Source organism: Streptomyces sp. BK239 (genome assembly GCF_004217285.1).
Taxonomy (GTDB): domain Bacteria; phylum Actinomycetota; class Actinomycetes; order Streptomycetales; family Streptomycetaceae; genus Streptomyces.
On the sequence record NZ_SHKS01000001.1, the window covers coordinates 451,975 to 477,666 of the forward strand.

The window sequence follows — 25,692 nt, forward strand, 5'->3', positions numbered from 1 at the left end:
CGAGGTTTGGGTATTGCGTTGTGGCAAAAGGACGATGCGGCTGGTGGGATGTCCCATAGCGGCTGTTACGCCAGGTAAGCTTTGACTCTGGTTCAGTCCCGAGGGCTCCGTGCGGTCGGTGTCATTGTCGACCACGCATACGGAAGCGCGTCGCAGTCTGCTCAAGCGCTGCGGTACCCTTTGCCCATGCGTGCCGTACGCCTTCTGCTTAGCGAGCCGCGCTGATCAGTCCCGAACGCCGGTGAACCGGACGGTTCGGAATCGGCGCGGCGTCCCCTCCTGTGCGAGGGGTTTTTTCGTTTCTTGAATCGCAGCCGCTGGCAGAGACGATCGATGGAGCTTAAAGGATCATGAGCGAGACGAACCCCGCGGCCGCCGAGACGGCCGCGCCGCACCGCTACACGGCCGCAGTCGCCGCCGAGATCGAGGCACGCTGGCAGGACGTCTGGGACGCCGAGGGAACCTACGCGGCGCCGAACCCCGAGGGCGACCTGGCGGGCGACCCCGAGGTCGCAGCCCGGCCCAAGAAGTTCATCATGGACATGTTCCCCTACCCGTCGGGTGCGGGCCTGCACGTCGGCCACCCCCTGGGCTACATCGCCACCGACGTCTTCGCCCGCTACCAGCGCATGACCGGCCACAACGTCCTGCACACCCTGGGCTTCGACGCCTTCGGCCTGCCCGCCGAGCAGTACGCCGTGCAGACCGGCACGCACCCGCGCGTGTCCACCGAGGCCAACATCGAGAACATGAAGGCCCAGCTGCGCCGGCTGGGCCTGGGCCACGACAAGCGCCGGTCGTTCGCCACGATCGACCCGGACTACTACAAGTGGACCCAGTGGATCTTCCTGCAGATCTTCAACTCCTGGTACGACCAGGAGGCCGGCCGGGCCCGCCCGATCGCCGAGCTGGTGGCCGCGTTCGAGTCCGGTGAGCGCCCCGTGCCCGGCCACACCCGCGCGTGGAGCGAGCTGGACGCCTCGGAACGCGCCGACGTCCTGGGCGAGTTCCGCCTGGCCTACGCCTCCGACGCGCCCGTCAACTGGTGCCCCGGCCTGGGCACGGTCCTGGCCAACGAGGAGGTCACCGCCGACGGCCGCTCCGAGCGCGGCAACTACCCGGTCTTCAAGGCAAAGCTGCGCCAGTGGAACATGCGCATCACCGCCTACGCCGACCGGCTGCTGACCGACCTGGACGCGCTGGACTGGCCCGAGGCCATCAAGCTGCAGCAGCGCAACTGGATCGGCCGCTCCGAGGGCGCCCGCGTCGACTTCCCCATCGACGGCGAGCGCATCACCGTCTTCACCACCCGCCCCGACACCCTGTTCGGCGCGACCTACATGGTGCTGGCCCCCGAGCACCCGCTGGTGGAGAAGTTCACCCCGGAGGCCTGGCCCGAGGGCACCCGCGAGGCGTGGACCGGCGGCCACGCCACCCCCGCCGAGGCAGTCGCCGCGTACCGCGCCCAGGCCGCCTCCAAGTCCGACGTGGAGCGCCAGGCCGAGGCCAAGGACAAGACCGGCGTCTTCATCGGCTCGTACGCCACCAACCCGGTCAACGGCGAGCGCGTCCCCGTCTTCATCGCCGACTACGTCCTGATGGGGTACGGCACCGGCGCGATCATGGCCGTCCCGGCGGGCGACCAGCGCGACTTCGAGTTCGCGCGCGCCTTCGAGCTGCCGATCCACTGCGTCGTCGAGCCGACCGACGGCCGCGGCACCGACACCTCCACCTGGGAAGACGCCTTCGCCTCCTACGACGCGAAGATCATCAACTCGTCCAACGACGAGATCTCCCTGGACGGCCTGGACGTCGCCGAGGCCAAGGCGCGCGTCACCGACTGGCTGGAGCGGTCCGGCATCGGCGAAGGCACCGTCAACTTCCGTCTGCGCGACTGGCTGTTCAGCCGCCAGCGCTACTGGGGCGAGCCCTTCCCGATCGTCTACGACGAGGACGGCGTCGCCCACGCCCTGCCCGAGTCGATGCTGCCGCTGGAACTGCCCGAGGTCGAGGACTACTCGCCGCGCACCTTCGACCCGGACGACGCCGACACCTCCCCCGAGACGCCGCTGTCGCGCAACGAGGACTGGGTCAACGTCACCCTGGACCTGGGCGACGGGCGCGGCCCGCGCGCGTACCGGCGTGAGACCAACACCATGCCCAACTGGGCCGGTTCCTGCTGGTACGAGTTCCGCTACCTGGACCCGCACAACGACGAGCAGCTGGTCGCCCCCGACATCGAGCGGTACTGGATGGGCCCGCGCGAGGGCCTGCCGCACGGCGGCGTCGACCTGTACGTCGGCGGCGCCGAGCACGCCGTGCTGCACCTGCTGTACGCGCGCTTCTGGTCCAAGGTCCTGTTCGACCTGGGACACGTCTCCTCCGCGGAGCCGTTCCACAAGCTGTTCAACCAGGGCATGATCCAGGCGTTCGTCTACCGCGACAGCCGGGGCATCGCGGTGCCGGCCGCCGAGGTGGAGGAGCGCGACGGCGGCTACTACCACCAGGGCGAGAAGGTCTCCCGGCTGCTGGGCAAGATGGGCAAGTCCCTGAAGAACGCGGTCACCCCCGACGAGATCTGCGCCGAGTACGGCGCCGACACCCTGCGCCTGTACGAGATGGCGATGGGCCCGCTGGACGTCTCCCGCCCGTGGGACACGCGCGCGGTGGTGGGCCAGTTCCGGCTGCTGCAGCGGCTGTGGCGCAACGTCGTCGACGAGAGCACCGGCGAGGTGACGGTGGTCGACGCCGAGCCCGGCGAGGACACCCTGCGGGCGCTGCACAAGGCGATCGACGGCGTGCGCCAGGACCTGGAGGGCATGCGCTTCAACACCGCCATCGCCAAGGTCACCGAGCTGAACAACCACCTGACCAAGGCCGGCGGCCCGCTGCCCCGCTCCGTCGCCGAGCCGCTGGTGCTGCTGGTCGCGCCGCTGGCCCCGCACATCGCCGAGGAGCTGTGGCGCAAGCTGGGCCACACCGACTCCGTCGTCCACCACGACTTCCCCGTCGCCGACCCGGCGTACGTCGTGGACGAGACCGTGACCTGCGTCGTGCAGATCAAGGGCAAGGTCAAGGCGCGCCTGGAGGTGTCGCCCTCCATCTCCGACGAGGAGCTGGAGAAGGCGGCGCTGGCCGACGACCACGTCGTCAACGCGCTGGGCGGCGCGGGAATCCGCAAGGTGATCGTGCGGGCGCCGAAGCTGGTGAACATCGTCCCTGCGTGACGCGCCGCGCCCGCGTCAGGGTGGTCCCCTACGGGCAGGTTCGGGGTTCTTCTGGAACTTCGGACCTGCCCGTGGCGTTTACCGTTGAGGAGAGCGGCGCGCGATGTGCCGAAGCCCGATTTGCCAGGAGGAGCTCGTGGAAGCGGTGATCGCAGTCTTCGCACTGCTCTTCGTGCTGTTCCTGGCGCTGGGCGCCTACGCCACGGTGAAGGCGGTCGGCGCGGCCAAGCGCAGCGTGGACCGCACCCTCACCCAGGCCCGGCGCACGGTCGAGGACCACACGCTGCGGGCCAAGTCCTTCACCCAGTTCGGTCCCGCCGCGGAGATCGCGCAGCTGCGCCTCAGGCTGCGCACCTCCATGCGGGCCACCCAGGACGCGCTGCGGGCCGGCTCCGTGGAGGACGAGTCCCTCAAGGAGTCCCTCGCGCTCTTCCAGCGCCTGAGCGCACACGGGTACGAACTGGACGCCGAGCTCAAGCGCCTGGAGACCGAACCCGACCGGGCCACGCTCACCGAGCGGCTGCCCTCGCTGCGGGAGCGCACCGAGCGCGTCACGGCGTCGGCGGACTCACTGCGCTGGGCGGCCCGGGACCGGGCCCGCCGCTTCGCGGACGAGGACCTGGACACCCTCAGCGCCGAGATCGACGTGGAGGCGGGCGCGCTGCGCCACTGGACCACCGCGGAAGGCGGCCCCGCTTCGGCCCCGTGGCCCGAGACGCCGGCCGCCGCCCCGGCGGAGGAGGGACGGCCGAGCACGTCCGGTGTGCGCACCGCCCGGGAGCCGGCCCGGCCCGCCATCACCCCGCCGGGACCCCGGCCCACGTACCCGTGGCAGAAGAAGCCGCGCCCCGAGAGCACGACGTGACGCGGCGTCCGGCGCGGTGTCCGGCAGGGCTATGGACCCGGCGCCGGGGCCCCTCGGGCGACGGCCGGCCGGACGGGGTCGGGCTGACGTCCGGGGGCTACGGCAGGTAACCTCCAGCTCATGTCCCGCCATGTCGCGATCGTCACCGATTCAACGGCCTACCTGCCGCAGCGGACGATGGAGCGCCACGGCATCACCGCGGTGCCCCTGACCGTCGTCGTCGGCGGCCAGGCCCTCGAAGAGGGCACCGAGATCTCCACCCGTTCCCTCGCCGTGGCGCTGCAGAAACGACGCTCCGTCACCACCTCGCGCCCCAGCCCCCAGCTCTTCGCCGAGACCTACCGCAAGGCCGCCGAGGCCGGCGCCACCGGCATCGTCTCCCTTCATCTCTCCGCCGAGCTGTCCGGCACGTACGACGCGGCCGTGGTCGCGGCGCGGGAGGCGCCGGTGCCGGTGCGGGTGGTGGACACCGGGATGATCGCGATGGCGCTCGGCTTCTGCGCGCTCACGGCCGCCGAGACGGCCGAGGCCGGCGGCAGCGTCGACGAGGCGGTCACCGCCGCCGAGAAGCGGGCCGCCGCCACCTCCGCCTACTTCTACGTCGACACCCTCGACTATCTGCGCCGCGGCGGCCGGATCGGCGCCGCCCAGGCGCTGTTGGGCTCCGCGCTCGCGGTGAAGCCGCTGCTCCAGCTCGACGGAGGGCGGATCGAACCCCTGGAGAAGGTGCGGACGGCGTCGAGGGCGATCGCCCGCCTGGAGGAGCTGGTGGCCGAGCGGGCGGGCGGCGCCCCGGTCGACATCGCCGTGCACCATCTCTCCGCCCCCGAGCGGGCGTCGGCCCTCGCGGACCGGCTGCGGGCCCGTGTGCCCGCCCTCGCGGAGCTGCATGTGAGCGAGGTGGGCGCGGTGATCGGTGCGCACACCGGGCCGGGACTGCTGGGAGTCGTGGTCTCGCACCGGTGACCTCCGCGTCACGGACGTGGCGGGGAAATCGGCGGCCCTTCGGTCCTCTCTCTCGGTCTTCTCTCCGATCTTCCCGATGAGACCCACTCGTGTGGGTGACGAAGTTGTCCACAACCGGGGCGCTGTCCACGGGAATTGAGCAAGATCATCGCGATGTGGCGAAGTGTCCGATCCTCGTCGCATGGCACTTCGATCACGTTCACATGGGACCAACCCGACCAGTGGGCCCGGCCGGCGGCCCGGCTCCGACGGGCGTCTGCGACACCGGCGCACCCCCGCTCGCGGCCGGGTGGGCGGCGGTCCTGCCCCGGCGGAGGAACTGCGCCGACGGGCGGAGCTGTTGTTCGGCGGACCGGGAGGAGAGCCCGCTGAGCGGGGCGGGCGCGGCGCGTCGGGAAGCGGGCCGCCGGGGCACGGCGGCGCGGTGGGCGGTGGGCGTGCGGCCGGGGGCGTGTCGGGGGAGCCGGCACAGCGGTCCGGCGGTGTGCTCCTTGCGGTGGACGAGCCGGAGGCGGTGGTCGTCGACGGGTTCGCGGGCCGGTCGCGTCCGCTGCGGCCTGAGGACGAAGAGACGCGGGCCGCCGCAACCGCAACCGCAGTCGTGGACGGGGCGGACTGGCGGACGCGGGCGGGGCTCGCTCTGCGGGAGCGGATGCCGCTATGGGTGCAGGCGCGCTGCGGGCTGGAGGCGAGGAGCGTGATCGCGCTCTCCGTGGTCGTCGTCGCCGTCGCGGCCTTCGCCGTGCAGCACTTCTGGTCCGGCGGGGCGCGGACCGTGCAGGCGCCGGAGGTCGTGCGGGCGGCCTCGTACGAGGAAGGCGAACGGAGCGGGCCGGGCGGCGGGCGGGAGACCACTGGAGCGGGTGGCGCGGCGGGCGTGGTGGGGGCGCGGGGCAAAGCGGGTGTCGCGGGCGCCGGCGTGGGAGCGGGCACGGCCGAGATCGTGGTGGACGTCAGCGGGAAGGTGCGCGAGCCCGGGATCCATCGACTGCCGGCGGGCTCGCGGGTCGTCGACGCGCTGAACGCGGCCGGCGGGGTGCGGCCGGGCACGAACACCGACGGCCTGAACCGGGCGCGGTTCCTCATCGACGGGGAACAGGTCGTCGTGGGCGGCGCGGGGGTGGGCGGTGGTGGCGCGGTCGGCGGCGGTGCCGCGAGCGGCCCGGCGGCGGGCGGGGCGGCGGGGCCGGGTGTCGGGACGGGGGCGGGGGTTCCCGTCTCGCTCAACACAGCCACCGTGGAGCAGCTCGACGCGCTGCCCGGAGTGGGGCCGGTCCTGGCGCGGCACATCGTCGACTACCGCGCGCAGCAAGGCGGTTTCCGCTCCGTGGACGAGCTGCGCGAGGTCAACGGCATCGGTCAGCGGCGCTTCGCCGACCTACGGGATCTCGTACGGCCATGATCCACGACGACCTCTCGCCGGCGATGACGGCAGCCGATGCCGAGCCCCAGCCCGGTGCACGGCCGCGCCGGGCCGTGCACGCGGCCTCGGGGAGGCGGCTGGGGGACGCGCATCCGCGGCAGGAAGGCCCGGTGGATCTGCGGCTCGTGCCGCCGGCGCTGGCGGCCTGGGCGACGGCGGCGGTGGCACTGGACGCGTCGCCGGGGCTGGTGACCGCCGTCGTGCTCGTCTGCCTGACCGCGGCCGGTGTCCTCCTCGGCGCGGGACGGCGGGGGCGGCGGCGGTCCGCCTCGGACGCGAGCGCCGGCCGGTCGCGGGCGACCGTCGCCGCGGTGCTGCTCTGCGTGGCCGCGGCCGGCGCGTCCGCCGGACTGCACGGGGCCGACCTGCGACGCGGGCCGGTGCCCGCCCTGGCCGGGGAGTACGCCACGGTCACCGCCGAGGCGGAGCTCACCTCGGACCCCCGGCTCGCCCGCCCCCGCTTCACGGGAGACCGCCGCACCCCGGACGCGGTGCTGATCGACGCGGAGGTCCGCAGGGTCGAGACGAGTACGGGGCGGGCCTGGGTGAAGGAGCAGCCGGGGGCTGGAGCGTGGGGTGGGCGGGTCAGGGCGGTGGTGGTACGCACTCCGGTGTTGCTGGTGGTCGACGTCGCGGGTGCCGGGGGACCGGGAGCCCGGGGGCGGACGGCGAGGGTGGAGTGGCTCGGGTTGCTGCCCTCGTCGCGGGTGCGGGTGACGGGTCGGCTGGCGCCGGCGTCGAGCGGCGGGGACCGGACGGCGGCGGTGCTGCGGGTGCGGGACCGGGCGGGGCCGGTGGTGGTGCGGGGGCCGTCGGCGGCGCAGCGTGTGGCGGGGCGGCTGCGGGCGGGGCTGCGGGAGGCCACCGACAAGCTCCCCGCGGACGCGCGGGCGCTGCTGCCGGGGCTGGTCGTGGGGGACACCTCGCGGATCACGCCCGAACTGGACGAGGCCTTCAAGGAGACGGACCTCGCTCACACGCTCGCCGTGTCGGGCAGCAATCTCACGATCATGCTGGCCCTGCTCCTCGGACCGCCCGGCCTGGCCCAGCACGTGGAGCGTCGCGGGCTGGCGCCGAGGCTCGGCATCCCCCTGCGGGCGACGGCGCTGCTGGGCGGGGCGCTGACCCTCGGGTTCGTCGTGGTGTGCCGGCCCGACCCGAGCGTGCTGCGGGCGGCGGCCTGCGGCGCCGTGGTCCTGCTCGCGCTGGCGACCGGTCGCCGGCGGTCGCTGATCCCGGCGCTGGCGACGGCGGTCCTGCTGCTGGTGCTGTACGACCCGTGGCTGGCGCTCAGTCATGGGTTCCTGCTGTCGGTGCTGGCCACGGGGGCGTTGTTGACGCTGGCCCCGCGCTGGAGCGCGGCATTGCGCCGGCGCGGGGTGCCGCCGCGGCTGGCGGAGGCGTTGGCGGCGGCGGGGGCCGCGCAGGCGGTGTGCGCGCCGGTGGTGACCGTGCTGTCGGCGCGGGTGAGCCTGGTGGCGGTGCCGTGCAACCTGCTGGTGGAGTTCGCGGTGGCCCCGGCGACGGTGCTGGGATTCGCGGCGCTGGCGACCGCTCCGCTGGCGATGCCGGTGGCCGAGGCGCTCGCGTGGTGCGCGGGCTGGCCGGCCGGATGGATCGCGGGGGTCGCGCGGACCGGGGCGGCACTGCCCGGCGCGGGGCTGGACTGGCCGGGCGGCTGGGCCGGGGCCCTGCTGCTCGCCGTCGTCACGGTCGCGCTGGTGCCGCTCGGGCGGCGACTGACGAGGCGTCCGTGGCTGTGCGGGATCTGCGGAGCGTTGCTGTTGCTCGTGGTCGTGCAGCCGCCGCCGCTGACCCGGGTGCTCACGGGCTGGCCGCCGCCGGGCTGGCGGCTGGCGATGTGCGATGTGGGGCAGGGCGACGCGATGGTGCTCGCGGCGGGCGCGGGCACCGGGGTGGTGGTGGACGCCGGGCCCGATCCGGTCCTGGTCGACCGGTGTCTGCGCACCTTGGGCGTCACCCGGGTGCCGTTCGTGGTGCTGACCCACTTCCACGCCGACCATGTGGCGGGGCTGCCGGGGGTGTTGCGGGGCCGGGCGGTGGGGGCGATCGGGACGACGGGGTTCGAGGAGCCCGCCGACCAGGCGGAGTTCGTGCGGAGGGAGGCGCGGGAGCGGGGAGTTCCCTTGGTGCGGGCGGCGGCGGGGGAGCGCAGGCGGGTCGGCGCGCTCGACTGGGAGGTGCTGTGGCCGCCGGCCACAACCGCCGCCGCTGAGCCGGAGGGGCCGAACGACGCGAGCGTGACCCTGCTGGTGCGCACGGCGGGGCTGCGGATGCTGCTCCTCGGGGACCTCGAACCCCCGGCCCAGCGGGCGCTGCTGCGCTCGCCGGCGGGCGCGACACTGGCCGGCGGGGTGGACGTGCTCAAGGTGGCCCACCACGGGTCGGCCTACCAGGACCCCGACCTGATACGCACTGCGGCGCCGAGGATCGCGCTGATCAGCTGCGGGGCGGACAACCGGTACGGTCACCCGGCTCCCGGTACGGTCGCGGCGTTGCGGGCGTCGGGCGCGGTGGTGCTGCGCACGGACCGGGACGGGGCACTCGCGGTCGCGGGTACGGGCGCCGGGTTGCGGGTGGCGGGAGACTGAGGGGCATGGACTCCGCACAGATCGCCTCCGCGCCGCTCGACTCCCCTCTGCTGGACGCCTATCTGCGCCGCCTCGGCGTCGCGTACCCGGCGTGGCCCACCGCCGACGTGCTGCGGGAGCTGCATGTGCGGCATCTGCAGACCGTGCCCTTCGAGAACCTGTCGGTCCATCTCGGGGAGGAGATCGTCCTGGAGGAGAGACGGCTGGTGGAGAAGGTGGTGGAGGGCGGCAGGGGAGGGTTCTGTTACGAGCTGAACGGCGCGTTCGGGGCGCTGCTGGCGGGGCTCGGCTTCGATGTGACGCTGCTGGCCGGGCGGGTGTACGGGGAGGAGGGGCGGCCCGGGATCCCGTACGACCATCTCGCGTTGCGGGTGCGGACGGTGGACGCGGGGGAGTGGCTGGTCGACGTGGGCTTCGGGGCGCACAGCCACTTTCCGCTGCGCTGGGAGCACCGGGGTGAACAGGAGGATCCCGCGGGCGTGTTCAGGATCGTGGAGGCCAGGGCGGACGCGGCCGCTGTGAAGGGCTGGGCGGACCGCTCGGCCGATGACCTGGACGTCGTCCGCGACGGCTCGCGCCAGTACCGGCTGGAGGTGCGGCCGCGGGCGTTGGGCGACTTCGCGGCCGGCGCGTGGTGGCACCGGACGTCCCCCGAGTCGCACTTCACCCGGTCGCTCGTCTGCTCGCGGGTCACGGAGGACGGCGGGAGGGTCACGCTGAGCGGGCGCCGGTTGAAGACGACGACGGCCGACGGGGCGTCCGAGGAGCGGGAGTTGACGCGGGACGAGGAGGTGCTGGCGGTGTACCGGGAGCGGTTCGGGATCCGGTTGGAGCGGGTGCCGCGGGTGCGGGCAGGATGGGGGCGTGAGTGACGTGAGACATGTGCTGGTGCTGCCCGACCGTGACGCCGCGGAGGAGGTGGTCGAGGCGCTGCGGGAGCGGTTCGGGGTGCGTGAGGAGCCGCAGGTCGTCCGCGACGCCCTGGCCGGTGAGGACGACGCGGAGGACGCGCAGTGGCTGGTGGTGCTGCGCGACGAGGAGGAGCGGCTCGACGCGGCCGGGCTGGACGCGTTCGCGGGGGAGTGGGAGGGGTGGCGCGAGGAGCCGTGACGCTTCCGGACCTCGCGGCCGCGCTCAGGGGCCGTCGGGCCGGGCCCGGTTGTCAGTGGGCCGTGGGATGCTGTGGGGGATGGCCAGGAAGACCGCGAACGAAGACCTTCTCGCCCCGGTGACGCTCGCCGTGGGGCAGGAGGACCTGCTGCTCGACCGCGCCGTGCAGGAGGTGGTGGCCGCCGCCCGGGCCGCCGACGCCGACACCGATGTGCGCGACCTCACCCCCGACCAGGTGCAGCCCGGCACGCTGGCCGAGCTGACCAGTCCCTCGCTCTTCGCGGAGCGCAAGGTCGTGGTCGTACGCAACGCCCAGGACCTGTCGGCGGACACGGTGAAGGACGTCAAGGCGTATCTCCAGGCCCCCGCCGAGGAGATCACGCTCGTGCTGCTGCACGCGGGCGGGGCCAAGGGCAAGGGGCTGCTGGACGCCGCGCGCAAGGCGGGGGCGCGGGAGGTGGCCTGCCCGAAGATGACCAAGCCGGCGGACCGGCTGGCCTTCGTGCGGCAGGAGTTCCGGGCGACCGGGCGCTCGGCCACGCCCGAGGCGTGCCAGGCGCTCGTGGACGCGATCGGCAGCGATCTGCGGGAGTTGGCGTCCGCGGTGTCCCAGCTCGTCGCCGATGTGGAGGGCACCGTCGACGAGGCCGTCGTCGGGCGGTACTACACCGGGCGGGCGGAGGCGTCGAGCTTCACCGTCGCGGACCGGGCCGTCGAAGGGCGGGCGGCGGAGGCGCTGGAGGCGCTGCGGTGGTCGCTGGCGACCGGCGTCGCGCCCGTGATGATCACCAGCGCGCTCGCGCAGGGCGTGCGGGCGATCGGCAAGCTGTCCTCGGCGCGCGGGGGCCGTCCGGCCGATCTGGCGCGGGAGTTGGGCATGCCGCCGTGGAAGATCGACCGGGTGCGGCAGCAGATGCGGGGCTGGACGCCGGACGGGGTCGCCGCCGCGCTGCGGGCCGTCGCCGAGGCGGACGCCGGGGTGAAGGGCGGCGGGGACGACCCGGAGTACGCGCTGGAGAAGGCCGTGGTGACGATCGCCCTCGCTGCGCGGTCGCGGGGTCGCTGAGCGCTCCGCTGGTGGTGCCCCGGGGGTGTGTTGTGCCGGGGCTGCGGGTGGCGCTCGCGTGCCGCGGTGCGGGTGGGTCGGGGTGCGGGTGTGTCGGTCGGCTGCGCGTGGGTCGTGGCTGGTCGCGCAGTTCCCCGCGCCCCTTCAGAGAGCAGAGCGCTGCCCCGACCGGTGATTCCGAGGCGCCGTCGGGCCACCACCCCCCCACGGCGGCGCCGTGCTCGCAGCCGGAAGCCCCCGTACGCCGTCCTGGGGAAGGGCGGGTGCGGGGGCTTCGGGTCACGCTGTGTGGAACCGCGCCCGCGTGGCGAACGCAGGCCGCGCGCGGTTCCGGGGGCCGGACGGGAGCGGATGAGAGAGGGCCCGCTCTGGGTCCTTCCGGCGGTCAGATCAGAAGGGTTCAGCCCTTGAGGGTCGCGACCTTGGAAGCGAGCGCCGACTTCTTGTTGGCGGCCTGGTTCTTGTGGATGACGCCCTTGGAGACGGCCTTGTCGAGCTGACGCGCGGCAGCGCGCTGGTACTCGGTGGCCTTCTCGACGTCACCCGCGGCAGCGGCCTCGCGGGCCTTGCGGATCGCGGTCTTGAGGGAGGACTTGACGGCCTTGTTGCGCAGCCGAGCCTTCTCGTTGGTCTTGATCCGCTTGATCTGGGACTTGATGTTCGCCACGAATGAGCCTTTACAGGTTCAGGCGCCGGCCCGCACGGATGTCGCGCGGATCCCGCACCAGGTGATTTCTTGATGACGTGCCTCGCGCTGAGAGGGCATGAGACACAGCTGCCCAGAGTACCAGTGGCCCCGAGGGCGGCCCAAACCGCTCCCAGGTCCCCACGCGTGGGACCATGGAACCTACGTATCGATCCGACCGAGGCATAAGGCGCCTCAAGAGACAGGACCCTGCGTGCCCGCGATCCCTAACAATGTGCCCGAGCCGAGCCGTACCGCCCCGGCGCTGATCCGCAACTTCTGCATCATCGCCCACATCGACCACGGCAAGTCCACGCTCGCCGACCGGATGCTCCAGCTGACCGGTGTGGTCGAGCAGCGGCAGATGCGTGCCCAGTACCTCGACCGCATGGACATCGAGCGCGAGCGCGGTATCACGATCAAGTCGCAGGCGGTGCGTCTGCCGTGGGCTCCGAGCCACGACAAGGACAACACGCACATCCTCAACATGATCGACACCCCCGGGCACGTCGACTTCACCTACGAGGTCTCGCGGTCGCTCGCCGCCTGCGAGGGGACCGTCCTCCTCGTGGACGCCGCCCAGGGCATCGAGGCCCAGACCCTCGCCAACCTGTACCTGGCGATGGAGAACGACCTCAAGATCATCCCCGTTCTGAACAAGATCGACCTGCCGGCCGCCCAGCCGGAGAAGTTCTCCGAGGAGCTCGCCAACCTCATCGGCTGCGACCCGGAGGACGTGCTCAAGGTCTCCGCCAAGACCGGCGTCGGCGTCGACCTGCTGCTCGACAAGGTCGTCGCCGAGGTGCCGGCCCCGGTCGGCGTCAAGGACGCGCCCGCCCGCGCCATGATCTTCGACTCCGTCTACGACTCCTACCGGGGCGTGGTCACCTACGTCCGTGTCATCGACGGCCAGCTCAACAAGCGCGAGCGGATCCGGATGATGTCCACGGGCGCCACGCACGAGCTGCTGGAGATCGGGACCAACTCGCCGGAGATGCTTGCGGCCGACGGCCTCGGCGTCGGCGAGGTGGGCTATCTGATCACCGGTGTGAAGGACGTCCGCCAGTCCAAGGTCGGCGACACCGTCACCAGCCAGACCAAGGGAGCGACGGAGGCGCTCGGCGGGTACAAGGACCCCAAGCCCATGGTGTTCTCGGGTCTGTATCCGCTGGACGGCTCCGACTACCCCGAGCTGCGCGAGGCTCTGGACAAGCTCCAGCTCAACGACGCCGCGCTCGTCTACGAGCCGGAGACCTCCGCCGCCCTCGGCTTCGGCTTCCGCGTCGGCTTCCTCGGCCTGCTCCACCTGGACGTGATCCGGGAGCGGCTGGAGCGCGAGTTCGGGCTCGACCTCATCGCGACCGCTCCGAACGTGGTCTACCGCGTGGTCATGGAGGACGGCGCCGAGCACACCGTCACCAACCCGAGCGAGTTCCCGGAAGGCAAGATCAGCGAGGTGTACGAGCCGGTCGTGCGCGCCACCATCCTGGCGCCGACCGAGTTCATCGGCTCGATCATGGAGCTGTGCCAGACCCGGCGCGGCACCCTGCTCGGCATGGACTACCTCTCCGAGGACCGGGTCGAGATCCGCTACACGCTCCCGCTCGCGGAGATCGTCTTCGACTTCTTCGACCAGCTGAAGTCGAAGACGCGCGGGTACGCGTCGCTGGACTACGAGCCCACCGGCGAGCAGACCAGCTCGCTCGTGAAGGTCGACATCCTGTTGCACGGCGACAAGGTGGACGCGTTCTCCGCGATCACCCACAAGGACCAGGCGTACGCGTACGGCGTACGGCTCGTCGCCAAGCTCAAGGAGCTCATCCCGCGGCAGGCCTTCGAGGTGCCGGTGCAGGCCGCCATCGGCTCCCGGGTCATCGCCCGCGAGACCATCCGCGCCATCCGCAAGGACGTCCTCGCCAAGTGCTACGGCGGCGACATCTCCCGTAAGCGCAAGCTGCTGGAGAAGCAGAAGGAAGGCAAGAAGCGGATGAAGATGGTGGGTTCCGTGGAGGTTCCGCAAGAGGCCTTCATCGCCGTGCTCAGCAGTGATGACAGCGCGGGGTCGGCAAAGGGCAAGAAGTAGGGGCCCGCTGCGGCTGTCGAGGGGCCCGTCGTGCGGTTGCGCGACGGGCCCCGTGCCTGTGGTCTGTGAAAAGTGACAGTACGTGACCCCTTACGTGCCGGGCGGTCGACCTCTACGCTGAAGCCTGCTCGATGGTTACTCGCGAGTTAAACAACAGCCGCACTGAGCCAGCCGCATCGTCGCGGGCCCCGGAGGATGTCGTGAGCGACACACAGACCCTGATCGAGAACCGTCCGCCGTCCGTCGCGGGCCTCTTCCTGGAGCGCGTGTCCGCCACGCCCGACGCGGAGGCCTACCGGTATCCGGTGCCGGCCGCGTCCGGCCAGGGCCCGGACGACTGGAAGTCGCTGAGCTGGGCGCGGACCGCCGAGCGGGTGTACGCCATCGCGGCCGGGCTGATCGAGCTGGGCGTGCAGCCGGAGCAGCGCGTCGCGCTCGCCTCCTCCACCCGGATCGAGTGGATCCTCGCCGACCTCGGCATCATGTGCGCCGGCGCGGCGACCACGACGATCTACCCGCAGACCAACGCCGAGGAGTCGGCGTTCATCCTCTTCGACTCCGAGAGCCGGGTGCTGATCGCCGAGGACGCGGCCCAGCTCGCCAAGGCGGTGGAGAAGCGCTCAGAGCTGCCCGAGCTCACCCATGTGGTCGTCGTCGACGCGGCGGGCCTGGAGAGCGTGGACACCGGCGACTGGATCCTCACCCTCGACGAGCTGGAGAAGCGCGGCGCCGCCCGGCTGGAGCAGGAGCCGGAGCTGATCAAGGAGCGGGTCGGCTCGATCGCCAAGGACCAGCTCGCCACCCTCATCTACACCTCGGGCACCACCGGCCGCCCCAAGGGCGTGCGCCTGCCGCACGACAACTGGTCGTACATGGCCAAGGCGATCGCCGCGACCGGGCTGGTCAGCGGCGAGGACGTGCAGTACCTGTGGCTGCCGCTCGCCCACGTGTTCGGCAAGGTGCTGACCTCCGGGCAGATCGAGGTCGGGCACGTCACCGCCGTGGACGGCCGCGTCGACAAGATCATCGAGAACCTGCCGGTCGTGCAGCCGACCTACATGGCGGCCGTGCCGCGCATCTTCGAGAAGGTCTACAACGGCATCGCCACGAAGGCCCGGGCCGGCGGCGGCGCCAAGTACAAGATCTTCCAGTGGGCCGCCGAGGTCGCCCGCGAGTACGCCAAGGTCGCCCAGGACAACTTCCGCCGCACCGGAACGGCCTCCGTGCCCTTCGGGCTCGGCGCGAAGCACAAGGTCGCCGACGCGCTCGTCTACGCCAAGATCCGCGAGGCGTTCGGCGGGAACCTGCGCGCCTGCGTCTCCGGCAGCGCGGCCCTGTCGCCCGAGATCGGCTACTTCTTCTCCGGCGCCGGGGTCCACATCCTGGAGGGGTACGGCCTCACGGAATCCTCCGCGGCGTCCTTCGTGAACCCGGGCGAGGCCTACCGCACCGGCACCGTCGGCAAGCCGCTGCCCGGCACGGAGGTGCGGATCGCCGAGGACGGCGAGATCCTGCTGCGCGGCCCCGGCATCATGGAGGGCTACCACGGTCTCCCCGACAAGACCGCCGAGGTGCTGGAGGCGGACGGCTGGTTCCACACCGGCGACATCGGCGAACTGTCGGCCGACGGGTACCTGCGGATCACCGACCGCAAGAAGGACCTGATCAAGACGTCGGGCGGCAAGTACATCGCGCCGGCCGAGGTCGAGGGCCAGTTCAAGGCGGTCTGCCCGTACGTGTCGAACATCCTCGTGCACGGGGCCGACCGGAACTTCTGCACCGCCCTCATCGCCCTCGACGAGCCGTCCATCCTCGGCTGGGCCGAGGAGAACGGGCTGGCCGGCAAGTCGTACGCCGAGGTCGTCGCCGCGCCGGCCACCGTGTCCCTGGTCCAGGGGTACGTCGAGCAGCTCAACCAGGGGCTGCAGAAGTGGCAGACGATCAAGAAGTTCCGGCTGCTGCCGCGGGACCTCGACGTGGAGCACGGGGAGATCACGCCGAGCCTGAAGCTGAAGCGGCCGGTCGTGGAGCGCGAGTACAAGCACCTGATCGACGAGATGTACTCGGGCACGCGCGAGGCATAGCCGGCAAGGGGCGCGGACCCAACCCCGCGCCCCACCCCACGCACCAGCCCCCGGACTCCACGCACCAGCTCCCGGACTCCACGCGCCCGCGCTCGGGCTCCGCGTGTTGCGATCCGGCCCCGTGTCCCGCGCCCTCAGTCCGGGTGTCGTGCTCCCGGTCCGGGTGCTGCGCTCCCACCTCGCGCACGCGCGCCAGGACTCCGCGCTCCGCGGTCCGGCCCCGGGTGCCGCGCCGTCACTCCGGGTGCCGTGCTCCGGCTCCGCGTGCCGCGCTCTCACCCCGCGCACCCGCGTCCGGCCTCCGCGTGCCGCGCCGCGGCCCCGCGTGCCGCACGCTCACTCCGCGTGCACGCTCACTTCACGTGCACGCTCACCCCGCGTCCCCGTACCTCACTCCGTGAGCCCGGCCTCCTCCGTGGTTCCGTTGTCCCCTGTGTCGGTCTCGCCGGGGGGCACGGCCCCGGCCGGGGTCCGGGGATCCAGCAGGGCGCAGACGACCGTCAGCAGGCGGTCGACGTCCACCGGCTTGGGGACGTAGTCGTTGGCTCCGCGTGCGATGGACTTCTCCCGGTCGCCGGGCATCGCCTTGGCGGTCAGGGCGACGATGGGCAGACCTGCCCAGCGCGGGGTGCGGCGGATGGCGGCGATGGTCTCGTAACCGTCCATCTCCGGCATCATGATGTCCATCAGGACGAGTTCGACGTCCGGGTTGCGCTCCAGCGTCTCGATGCCCTCGCGGCCGTTCTCCGCGTACAGCACGGGCATGCCGACCCGGCCCAGCACATGGGTGAGCGCGAAGACGTTGCGGATGTCGTCGTCCACGATCAGCACCCGCCGTCCGGGCAGGACCTGCCCCGCCCGCCCCGCCTGCCAGGCCTCCAGCTTGGTGAGGGCCGGCCAGGAGTCGTCGCTCTCGTGCGCCCCGGAGGAGGGATCGGCGGCCAGGACGGACGCGCCGCGGTCCTCCGTGACCGTGTGGCCGGGGCTGACGACCGGGACGTACAGGGTGAACGTGGAGCCCCGGCCGGGCTCGCTCTCGGCGACGATCCGCCCGCCGAGCAGCCCCGCGATCTCCCGGCTGATGGACAGCCCGAGGCCCGTGCCGCCGTACTTGCGGTTGGTGGTGCCGTCGGCCTGCTGGAACGCCTCGAAGATCACCGGGAGTTTCTCGGGCGCGATGCCGATGCCGGTGTCGGAGACCGTGAAGGCGATCACCTCGTCGCTGCTCTTCACATACCGGTAGTCGGGGTCCACGACCCGCTTCACCCGCAGCTCCACCCGGCCCGACGCGGTGAACTTGATCGCGTTGGAGAGCAGGTTGCGCAGGATCTGCTGGAGCCGCTGCTCGTCCGAGTACATCTCGCGCGGCACGTCCTCCCCGACCGCCACCTCGAAGGCGAGCCCCCGGTCCAGGGTGAGCGGGCGGAAGGTGGCGTGGACGTAGTCCAGCAGCTTGATGAGCGGGAGCCGTTTGGGCCGTACGTCCATCCGGCCGGCCTCGATCTTCGACAGGTCCAGGATGTCGTTGATCAGTTGCAGGAGGTCGGAGCCCGAGCGGTGGATCGTCGTCGCGAACTGCACCTCCTGCTCTGAGAGACGGCCGTCGGGGTTGTCCGACAGCAGCCGGGCCAGGATCAGCAGCGAGTTCAGGGGCGTGCGCAGCTCGTGCGACATGTTGGCCAGGAACTCCGACTTGTACTGGGAGCTGGTCGCCAGCAGGGCCGCCTTCTCCTCCAGTTCCGCGTTGGAGCGCTGCAACTCGGCCTGCTGCTTCTGGAGTTCGTCGGAGCGCTCCTGGAGCTGCATGGCCAGGCGCTGGGACTCGCCGAGCAGCGACTCCGTGCGGGAGTTGGCGATGATGGTGTTGATGGCGACGCCGATGGTGTTCACGAACTGGTCGAAGAACGCCAGGTGCACATCGGAGAACCGGGAGAACGAGGCCAGCTCGATCACCCCGAGGAGCGTGTCCTCGAAGAGGATCGGGATGATGACGATCGTGGTCGGGGAGGCCTCGCCCAGCCCACTGTTGATCTTGATGTAGTGCGGTGGGGCTCCCTCGACCAGGATCCGCTTCTTCTCCCGGGCCGCCTGGTGCACCAGACCGTGCACCGGCAGCCCGCCCGTCTCCACGGTCGCGCCCTCCGCCGAGCCGTAACCGGCGATGAACGCCAGCCCCTTGGCCGGCACGGTCGTCCTGACGGCCGCCTCGCCCTCCGGGTCGGCCAGGTAGAACGCCCCGTACTGCGCGTTCACCAGCGGCGTCAGCTCCCGCAGGATCAGGTCGGCGACCTCCATCAGATCCCGGTGCCCCTGCATCAGGGCGGCCAGCCGGGCCAGGTTGGACTCCAGCCAGTCCTTCGCCCGGGTCGTCTCGCGCAGGTTGGCCACCATCAGGTTGATGTTGTCCTTCAGCTCGGCCACCTCGCCGCGCGTCTCCACGGAGATCGAGCGGGACATGTCGCCCTGGGCGACCGCCGAGGCGACCTCGGCGATCGCGCGGACCTGGGTGGTGAGATTCAGCGCGAGCTCGTTCACGTTGGTCGTCAGGCGCTTCCAGGTGCCGTACACGCCCTCCACCCGTGCCTGGCCGCCGAGTTGGCCCTCGGAGCCCACCTCGCGGGCCACCCGGGTGACCTCGGAGGCGAAGGAGGACAGGGTGTCGACCATCGTGTTGATGGTGGTCTTCAGCTCCAGGATCTCACCGCGCGCGTCCACGTCGATCTTCCGCGACAGATCGCCCTGGGCGACCGCCGTGGCCACCTGCGCGATGTTGCGGACCTGCGAAGTGAGGTTGTCCGCCATGTAGTTGACGTTGTCGGTCAGGTCCCGCCACACGCCCGAGACGCCCAGCACCTGGGCGCGCCCGCCGAGCCGGCCGTCGGTGCCGACCTCGCGGGCCACCCTGGTCACCTCGTCGGCGAAGGCCCGCAGCTGCTCCACCATCGTGTTGACGGTGTCCTTCAGCTCCAGGATCTCGCCCCGGGCGTCCACCGTGATCTTCTTCGACAGGTCGCCGTTGGCCACCGCCGTCGTCACCTGGGCGATGTTGCGGACCTGCGAGGTCAGGTTCAGCGCCATGAAGTTGACGTTGTCGGTGAGGTCCTTCCAGACGCCGGAGACGCCCCGCACCTGCGCCTGGCCGCCGAGGTTGCCCTCGGTGCCGACCTCGCGGGCGACGCGGGTGACCTCGTCGGCGAAGGCGGAGAGCTGGTCGACCATGGTGTTGATCGTCGACTTCAGCTCCAGGATCTCCCCCTTCGCCTCCACCGTGATCTTCTTGCCCAGATCTCCCTGCGCGACGGCCGTGGAGACGAGCGCGATGTTGCGGACCTGCGAGGTGAGGTTGTCCGCCATGAAGTTGACGTTGTCGGTGAGGTCCTTCCAGACGCCGGAGACGCCCCGCACCTGGGCCCGGCCGCCGAGGTTGCCCTCGGTGCCGACCTCGCGGGCGACGCGGGTGACCTCGTCGGCGAAGGCGGAGAGCTGGTCGACCATGGTGTTGATCGTCGACTTCAGCTCCAGGATCTCCCCCTGCGCGTCCACGGTGATCTTCTGACTGAGGTCGCCGTTGGCGACGGCGGTGGTCACCTGGGCGATGTTGCGCACCTGCGAGGTCAGGTTCGACGCCATGAAGTTGACGTTGTCGGTGAGGTCCTTCCAGACGCCCGACACGCCCCGCACCTGAGCCCGGCCGCCCAACTGACCCTCGGTGCCGACCTCACGGGCGACGCGGGTCACCTCGTCGGCGAACGCGGAGAGCTGGTCGACCATCGTGTTGACGGTCAGCTTCAGCTCCAGCAGCTCGCCGGTCGCCTCGACCGTCACCGTCCGGGTCAGGTCGCCGCGGGCCACCGCCGTCGTCACCAGGGCGATGTCCCGCACCTGCGCCGTCAGCCGGGACGCCATGGTGTTGACCGCCTCGGTCACGTCCCGCCAACTGCCCGACAGCCCTTGCACCTTGGCCCGGCCGCCGAGCCGGCCCTCGGTGCCGACCTCCCGGGCGACCCGGGTCACCTCGCCGGTGAACAGGGACAGTTGGTCCACCGTCCTGTTCACGGTCCGGCCCAGCCGGCGCAGATCGCCGCGCAACTCCCTGGTCCCGTCGTGCAGATCGACCCGCTGGGTCAGATCCCCGCCGGCCACCGCGTCCAGGACGCGCGTCGCGTTGGCCGCGGGGGCGACCAGGGCGTCCAGCAACTGGTTGACGTCGTCCACCCGCGTGGCCCAGCCGCCTTGGCCGGGACTGGCCGACAGGCGCTCGTCCAGACGGCCGTGGCGCACCACCTCCCGCTTCACCCGGCGGACCTCGGCGTTGAAATGCGTGCTGCGGTCCAGGATCTGGTTGAAGACGGACGTCAGTTCGGCCGTGATCCCGTCGCCCGTCTCCGGCAGCTTCGTGAAGTCGCCGTCGCGGGCGGCGGTCATCGCCGCGAGCAGCGGGCGCAGCTCGGATGCTCGAATCCCGCCCTCAATACGTCCGTCTTCGAGCACATGCGGAGCACTGTTCTCACTCATGACGGCCCACTTCGGTAACTCGGCGCTTATGGGCGTGGTCAGTCTGTCACTCTGACGGCGTCCGGAGAGGCTTAATCGTCCGAAGACCGAGGGCCGGTCGTCAGGTCGAGGCTCGAAACGTCGACCGTCCGAGGAGCTGCGCATGGGGGTCATTCCTACGCAACGGGAGACCGTGTACCGGCCCGGCGGCGCGTCCGCCCGCCCGGGCGGGCTCCCGGCGCGCACGCGCGCGACCCTGGCCGGCGGCTCCCACGCGCCCGGCGCCGCCCGCGACCTCGTGCAGGCCGCGCTGACGGAGTGGAGCGGCCTCGGCCTGCCCGGTGGGGAGCACCTCGCCGGGCGGCTCGCGGAGGACGCCGTGCTCGTCGTCAGCGAGCTGGTCACCAACGCGGTCGTGCACACCGGCACCGACATCGACCTGGTGTGCCGGCTGTGCCTCGCGGAGGACGACGAGCCCGAGGCGTACGCCGTCGTCGTGGAGGTCTCCGACCACCACCCTTCCCGCGCCCCGCGCGACGGCACGCCCGAACCGCCCCACGACACCCCGGAGTACGGCCGCGGGCTGCAACTGGTCGCGACGCTGGCGGAGGCGTGGGGCGTGACGTACCGCCGGGGCACGAAAACGGTGTGGGCCCGGCTGGGGCCGATCGCGCAGAACACCGCGAACGCCGGGCAGGCGTACGGCGACGACGCGCCCATGACCGCGTACGCCACCGTCCCCGCCGAAGCCGCCCCGACCGCCGGCACCGGCACGGCCCGCCCCGACGCCGCCCCTGCCGCCCGTACCACCAGCACCCCGACCGACTCCGCCCCCGACGCCGCCGCCGGCACGAGCGCCCCCGCCCGCTTGCCCGCCTCCACCCCCCACGCCCGGGACTGGCTCGGCCGGGGTGCGCTCTCCTTCCTCGCCGAGGCCTCCGACCTGCTCGCCGGGCAGCTGGACGAGGACCTGGTCGCGGCGCTCACCGGCCAGTTGCTCGTGCCTCGGCTGGCGGACTGGTGCGCGGTGTGGCTGGAGGACGAACTCAGCGCGCGCGGCTGGGGCGACGGCACCGGCGGGCCCGGACCGCGGCTGGCCCGCGTCTGCCACGGCGGCGAGCACCACATCGAGGAACTGCGCCGCACCCTGGAGAAGGACCCGCCGCACCCCTCGCACCCGCCCGACACGGCGGGCTCCGGGCCCACCCCCTTCCCCTGGCCCGCCGAGGCGCTCGGCCCGGGCGGCTCCGCCCTCGCCTACCGGCTGATCGCCGGCGGCCGCCCGCTCGGCACGCTCGTCATCGGCCGGGCCGGGCTGCTGCGGTTCCCCGACGAGGTCACCGGGCTGGTCGAGGACCTCGGCCGCCGTGTGGCGCTCGCCGTCGGCGCGGCCCGCCAGTACGCCCGCCAGGTCACCATCAGCGCCGTCCTCCAGCGCGGTCTGCTGCCCGGCGCGGTCGCCGAGATACCCGGACTGCGCAGCGCCCTCGTGTACGAGCCGCGCGAGCAGGGCGGCCCGAGCGGCGACTTCTACGACCTGTTCCCGGCGGGCCACGGCCGCTGGTGCTTCGCCGTGGGCGACGTGCAGGGCAAGGGTCCGGAGGCGGCCGTCGTCATCGGCCTCGCCCGGCCCTGGCTGCGGCTGCTGGCCCGGGAGGGGTACGGCGTCCCGGACGTCCTCGACCGCCTCAACCAACTGCTCCTCGACGACGCCACCGAGGCCGCCGACGCCGCGGCCCGTGCCTTCGTCGGCCCGGCCGGACCGGCGGACGGGCCGCAGACCCGCTTCCTCTCGCTCCTCTACGGCGAGCTCGTCCCCTTCGACGGCGGGGTCCGCTGCACCCTCGCCTCCGCCGGACACCCGCTGCCGCTGCTGCTCGGACCCGACGGGACGGTCACCACGGCGGCCCACCCGCAGACCCTCCTCGGGGTCGTCGAGGACGCCACGTACACCAGCGAGACCCTGGAGCTGCGGCCCGGCGACACCCTGCTGTGCGTGACCGACGGCGTCACCGAGCGCCGCTCGGGACCGCGCCAGTTCGACGACGGCGACGGCCTGGCCGTCGCGCTGGCCGGATGCGCCGGCCTCGACGCCGACCTGATCGCCGAACGCGTCCGCGACCTCGTCCACGCCTTCGGCGACGACCCCCCGGAGGACGACCTGGCCCTCCTGGTGCTCCAGACCGAGTAGCGGCGGCCGGGGCGGGGAGGGAGGGCCGCCGGGTGCGGGACAATGGAGCACATGCCTTCCGCACTCCCCGACGGTGAGCCCGTTCCCGACGACGGTGCGCTGCCCTCGTCCGCGCTCGCCGGGGCGGCCGACCGGCCCCTCGGCTTCTACCTGCACGTGCCGTACTGCGCGACCCGTTGCGGGTACTGCGACTTCAACACCTACACCGCCACCGAGCTGCGCGGCACCGGCGGTGTGCTCGCCTCCCGCGACAACTACGCCGACACCCTGATCGACGAGATCCGGCTCGCCCGCAAGGTGCTGGGCGACGATCCGCGCGAGGTGCGGACGGTGTTCGTCGGCGGCGGCACGCCCACGCTGCTGGCCGCGGGCGACCTCGTGCGGATGCTGGGCGCGGTCCGCGAGGAGTTCGGACTCGCGGCCGACGCGGAGGTGACCACGGAGGCGAACCCGGAGTCCGTCGACCCGGCGTACCTCGCGGCCCTGCGCGAGGGCGGGTTCAACCGGGTCTCCCTCGGCATGCAGAGCGCCCGGCGGCACGTGCTGCGGATCCTCGACCGCACCCACACCCCCGGCCGGCCCGAGGCCTGCGTGGCGGAAGCGCGGGCGGCGGGCTTCGAGCACGTGAACCTGGACCTGATCTACGGCACGCCGGGCGAGTCGGACGACGACTGGCGGGCCTCCCTGGACGCCGTGCTCGACGCCGGCCCGGACCACGTCAGCGCATACGCCCTGATCGTCGAGGAGGGCACCCAGCTCGCCCGCCGCATCCGCCGGGGCGAGATCCCGATGACCGATGACGACGCGCACGCCGACCGCTACCTCATCGCCGAGGAGACCCTCACGGCGGCCGGCTACCACTGGTACGAGGTGTCCAACTGGGCCACCTCGCCGGAGGCCCGCTGTCTGCACAACGAGCTGTACTGGCGCGGCGCCGACTGGTGGGGCGCCGGGCCGGGCGCCCACAGCCACGTCGGCGGGGTCCGCTGGTGGAACGTCAAGCACCCGGGGGCGTACGCGGCGGCGCTGGCCGCGGGCCGCTCCCCGGGCGCCGGCCGCGAACTCCTCACGGACGAGGACCGCCGGGTCGAGCGCATCCTGCTGGAGCTACGACTGCGCGAGGGCGTACCGCTGGACGTGCTGCGGGAGAAGGGGCTCGCTGCCGCGCGCCGGGCGCTCACGGAGGAGCTGCTGCAGCCGGGGCCCTACGACGAGGGCCGCGCCGTCCTCACCCTGCGCGGGCGGCTGCTTGCGGACGCCGTGGTCAGGGACCTCGTGGACTGAACGCCCGCCCGGCCCGTCAGCCGGTGACGAAGTCGATCAGTTCCTCCACCCGGCCGAGCAGCTCCGGCTCCAGGTCCTTGTAGGAGCCCACCCGGGCCAGGATCGCCTGCCACACGGCGCCGGTGTTGTCCGACGGCCAGCCCAGCGCCCGGCACACCCCCGTCTTCCAGTCCTGGCCGTGCGGCACGCGCGGCCATGCCTCGATGCCCAGGGCCGACGGCTTCACCGCCTCCCAGACGTCGATGTACGGGTGGCCTACCACGAGCGCGTGCTCGCTGGTCACCGACTGTGCGATCCGCCACTCCTTCGTGCCGGGGACCAGATGGTCCACCAGGACGCCCAGCCGCGCGTCCGGTCCCGGCGCGAACTCCTCGACGACCGACGGGAGATCGTCGACGCCCTCCAGGTACTCCACCACCACGCCCTCGACGCGCAGGTCGTCGCCCCACACCTTCTCGACCAGCTCGGCGTCGTGCCGCCCCTCGACGTAGATCCGGCCGGCGCGGGCCACACGCGCGCGTGCGCCGGGCACGGCCACCGAACCCGAGGCCGTGCGGGCGGGGCGCGCCGGGCCGCCCGACGCGGGTCGTACGAGGGTCACCGGGCGGCCCTCCAGCAGGAACCCGCGCGGCTCCAGCGGGAACACCCGGTGCTTGCCGAATCGGTCCTCCAGGGTGACCGTGCCCGCCTCGCAGCGGATCACCGCGCCGCAGAATCCGCTGCCCGGCTCCTCCACCACCAGGCCGGGCTCCGCCGCGACCTCGGGGACCGGCTGCGGCTTCTTCCAGGACGGGGTCAGATCGGCGGAGTACTGGCGCATTCGGACGACGATAGGAGAAGCCGGGGCGCTGTCACGGCGACACGCCGAAACGGGCGGCCAGGGCGTCCTGCTGCGCCCGCACGAACGCCGCGTCCACGACCGCCCCGTGACCGGGCACGTACCGTGCGTCCGCGCCGCCGAGGGCGAGCAGGCGGTCGAGGGCGGCCGGCCACCGCGAGGGCACGGCGTCCGGCCCGGCCTGCGGCTCGCCTGACTCCTCCACCAGGTCGCCGCAGAACACCGCCTCCGGCGACCCCGGCACCAGCACCGCCAGGTCGTGCGCCGTGTGGCCGGGGCCCACGTTCGCCAGCAGGACCTGACGCCCGCCGCCCATGTCCAGGGTCCACTCCCCGGAGACCAGGTGGCGGGGCCGCACCAGGGCGTCCACGGCCTCCGTCGCCGCCGCCTCGTCCAGCCCGTTGCGCACCGCGTCCGCGTGCAGCTCGGCCCGCTCCCGCGCGAACACCGACTCGGCGCCCACCGCCGCGAACACCTCCGCGCCCGCGAACGCCGCCGCCCCGAACACGTGGTCGAAATGGGGGTGGGTGAGCGCGAGATGAGTCACACGGCGTCCGGCGAGCCGCTCCGCCTCCGCCCGCAGCCGTGTGCCCTCCGCGAGGCTCGAACCCGCGTCGATCAGCAGCACCGCCCCGGTCCCCACGACCAGCCCCGCCGTGCAGTCCCAGCCCGGCAGCCGCCGCCGCCCGACGCCCGCCGCGACCTGCTCCCAACCCAGCTCTTCCCAAGTGACCGTCATACCGCGACGCTAACCGTGACGAACC

General features: G+C 72.6%; 16 protein-coding genes. 12 read left to right on the top strand and 4 right to left on the bottom strand.

All coding sequences use genetic code 11. The features are described 5' to 3' along the window. Positions 1-350: 350 nt before the first annotated feature. The 8 genes from leuS (at position 351) to holA (ending at position 11,269) form a co-directional block, all read left to right on the top strand. Entirely contained in the window at positions 351-3,227 is a 2,877-nt protein-coding gene (gene leuS, locus EV567_RS02010) for a leucine--tRNA ligase (RefSeq protein ID WP_130436811.1), read from the top strand. Positions 3,228-3,363: 136 nt separating this feature from the next. After that, positions 3,364-4,092, top strand: coding sequence for a hypothetical protein (locus EV567_RS02015; RefSeq protein ID WP_130436812.1), 729 nt, complete (start codon positions 3,364-3,366; stop codon positions 4,090-4,092). A 120-nt stretch (positions 4,093-4,212) separates the two neighbouring features. After that, positions 4,213-5,058 (top strand): DegV family protein, encoded by an 846-nt coding sequence (locus EV567_RS02020; protein ID WP_130436813.1) that lies wholly within the window; start codon positions 4,213-4,215, stop codon positions 5,056-5,058. A 181-nt stretch (positions 5,059-5,239) separates the two neighbouring features. Then, the gene (locus tag EV567_RS02025; protein WP_130436814.1) at positions 5,240-6,460 is read left to right on the top strand and encodes a helix-hairpin-helix domain-containing protein; all 1,221 of its coding nucleotides are present in this window, start codon (positions 5,240-5,242) and stop codon (positions 6,458-6,460) included. 23 nt (positions 6,461-6,483) lie between these two features. Continuing rightward, a complete protein-coding gene (locus EV567_RS02030) occupies positions 6,484-9,093 on the top strand; it encodes a ComEC/Rec2 family competence protein (RefSeq protein ID WP_165430309.1) in 2,610 nt (869 codons plus the stop codon). A gap of 5 nt (positions 9,094-9,098) precedes the next feature. After that, positions 9,099-9,965: an arylamine N-acetyltransferase gene (locus EV567_RS02035; protein WP_130436816.1), complete on the top strand. Its 867-nt coding sequence runs from the start codon at positions 9,099-9,101 to the stop codon at positions 9,963-9,965. Beyond that, positions 9,958-10,203, top strand: a complete 246-nt coding sequence (locus EV567_RS02040; RefSeq protein ID WP_130436817.1) for a hypothetical protein — start codon at positions 9,958-9,960, stop codon at positions 10,201-10,203. The genes EV567_RS02035 and EV567_RS02040 overlap by 8 nt, the downstream gene beginning before the upstream one ends. Positions 10,204-10,282: 79 nt before the next feature. Beyond that, on the top strand, positions 10,283-11,269 hold the full coding sequence (gene holA / locus EV567_RS02045; protein ID WP_207228651.1) for a DNA polymerase III subunit delta: 987 nt from the start codon (positions 10,283-10,285) through the stop codon (positions 11,267-11,269). 400 nt (positions 11,270-11,669) lie between these two features. Here the strand turns inward: holA and rpsT are convergent, their stop codons facing one another. Beyond that, complete coding sequence (rpsT, locus tag EV567_RS02050) at positions 11,670-11,936, bottom strand: 30S ribosomal protein S20 (protein ID WP_053750780.1); 267 nt, start codon at positions 11,934-11,936, stop codon at positions 11,670-11,672. A gap of 232 nt (positions 11,937-12,168) precedes the next feature. Here rpsT and lepA point away from each other — a divergent pair, with 232 nt between their 5' ends. Together lepA and EV567_RS02060 are read left to right on the top strand one after the other, a co-directional pair. After that, positions 12,169-14,037, top strand: coding sequence for a translation elongation factor 4 (gene lepA, locus EV567_RS02055; RefSeq protein ID WP_130436819.1), 1,869 nt, complete (start codon positions 12,169-12,171; stop codon positions 14,035-14,037). A gap of 200 nt (positions 14,038-14,237) precedes the next feature. Further along, entirely contained in the window at positions 14,238-16,121 is a 1,884-nt protein-coding gene (locus EV567_RS02060; protein WP_130436820.1) for a long-chain fatty acid--CoA ligase, read from the top strand. A gap of 390 nt (positions 16,122-16,511) precedes the next feature. On the opposite strand, the gene EV567_RS02065 is transcribed toward EV567_RS02060, so the two are convergent. Then, a complete protein-coding gene (locus EV567_RS02065) occupies positions 16,512-20,636 on the bottom strand; it encodes a HAMP domain-containing protein (RefSeq protein ID WP_242620644.1) in 4,125 nt (1,374 codons plus the stop codon). Between the two features lie 142 nt (positions 20,637-20,778). On the opposite strand from EV567_RS02065, the gene EV567_RS02070 reads away from it, so the two are divergent. Continuing rightward, positions 20,779-22,806 carry a SpoIIE family protein phosphatase gene (locus tag EV567_RS02070; RefSeq protein WP_130436821.1) on the top strand — a complete coding sequence of 676 codons (2,028 nt, stop codon included), beginning with the start codon at positions 20,779-20,781 and terminating at the stop codon, positions 22,804-22,806. 51 nt (positions 22,807-22,857) lie between these two features. After that, entirely contained in the window at positions 22,858-24,090 is a 1,233-nt protein-coding gene (hemW, locus tag EV567_RS02075; protein ID WP_130436822.1) for a radical SAM family heme chaperone HemW, read from the top strand. Positions 24,091-24,106: 16 nt separating this feature from the next. On the opposite strand, the gene EV567_RS02080 is transcribed toward hemW, so the two are convergent. Both EV567_RS02080 and EV567_RS02085 read right to left on the bottom strand, forming a co-directional pair. After that, entirely contained in the window at positions 24,107-24,910 is an 804-nt protein-coding gene (locus tag EV567_RS02080; protein ID WP_130436823.1) for a DUF3097 domain-containing protein, read from the bottom strand. Positions 24,911-24,941: 31 nt separating this feature from the next. Continuing rightward, positions 24,942-25,667 carry an MBL fold metallo-hydrolase gene (locus EV567_RS02085; RefSeq protein WP_130436824.1) on the bottom strand — a complete coding sequence of 242 codons (726 nt, stop codon included), beginning with the start codon at positions 25,665-25,667 and terminating at the stop codon, positions 24,942-24,944. Positions 25,668-25,692: the final 25 nt, after the last annotated feature.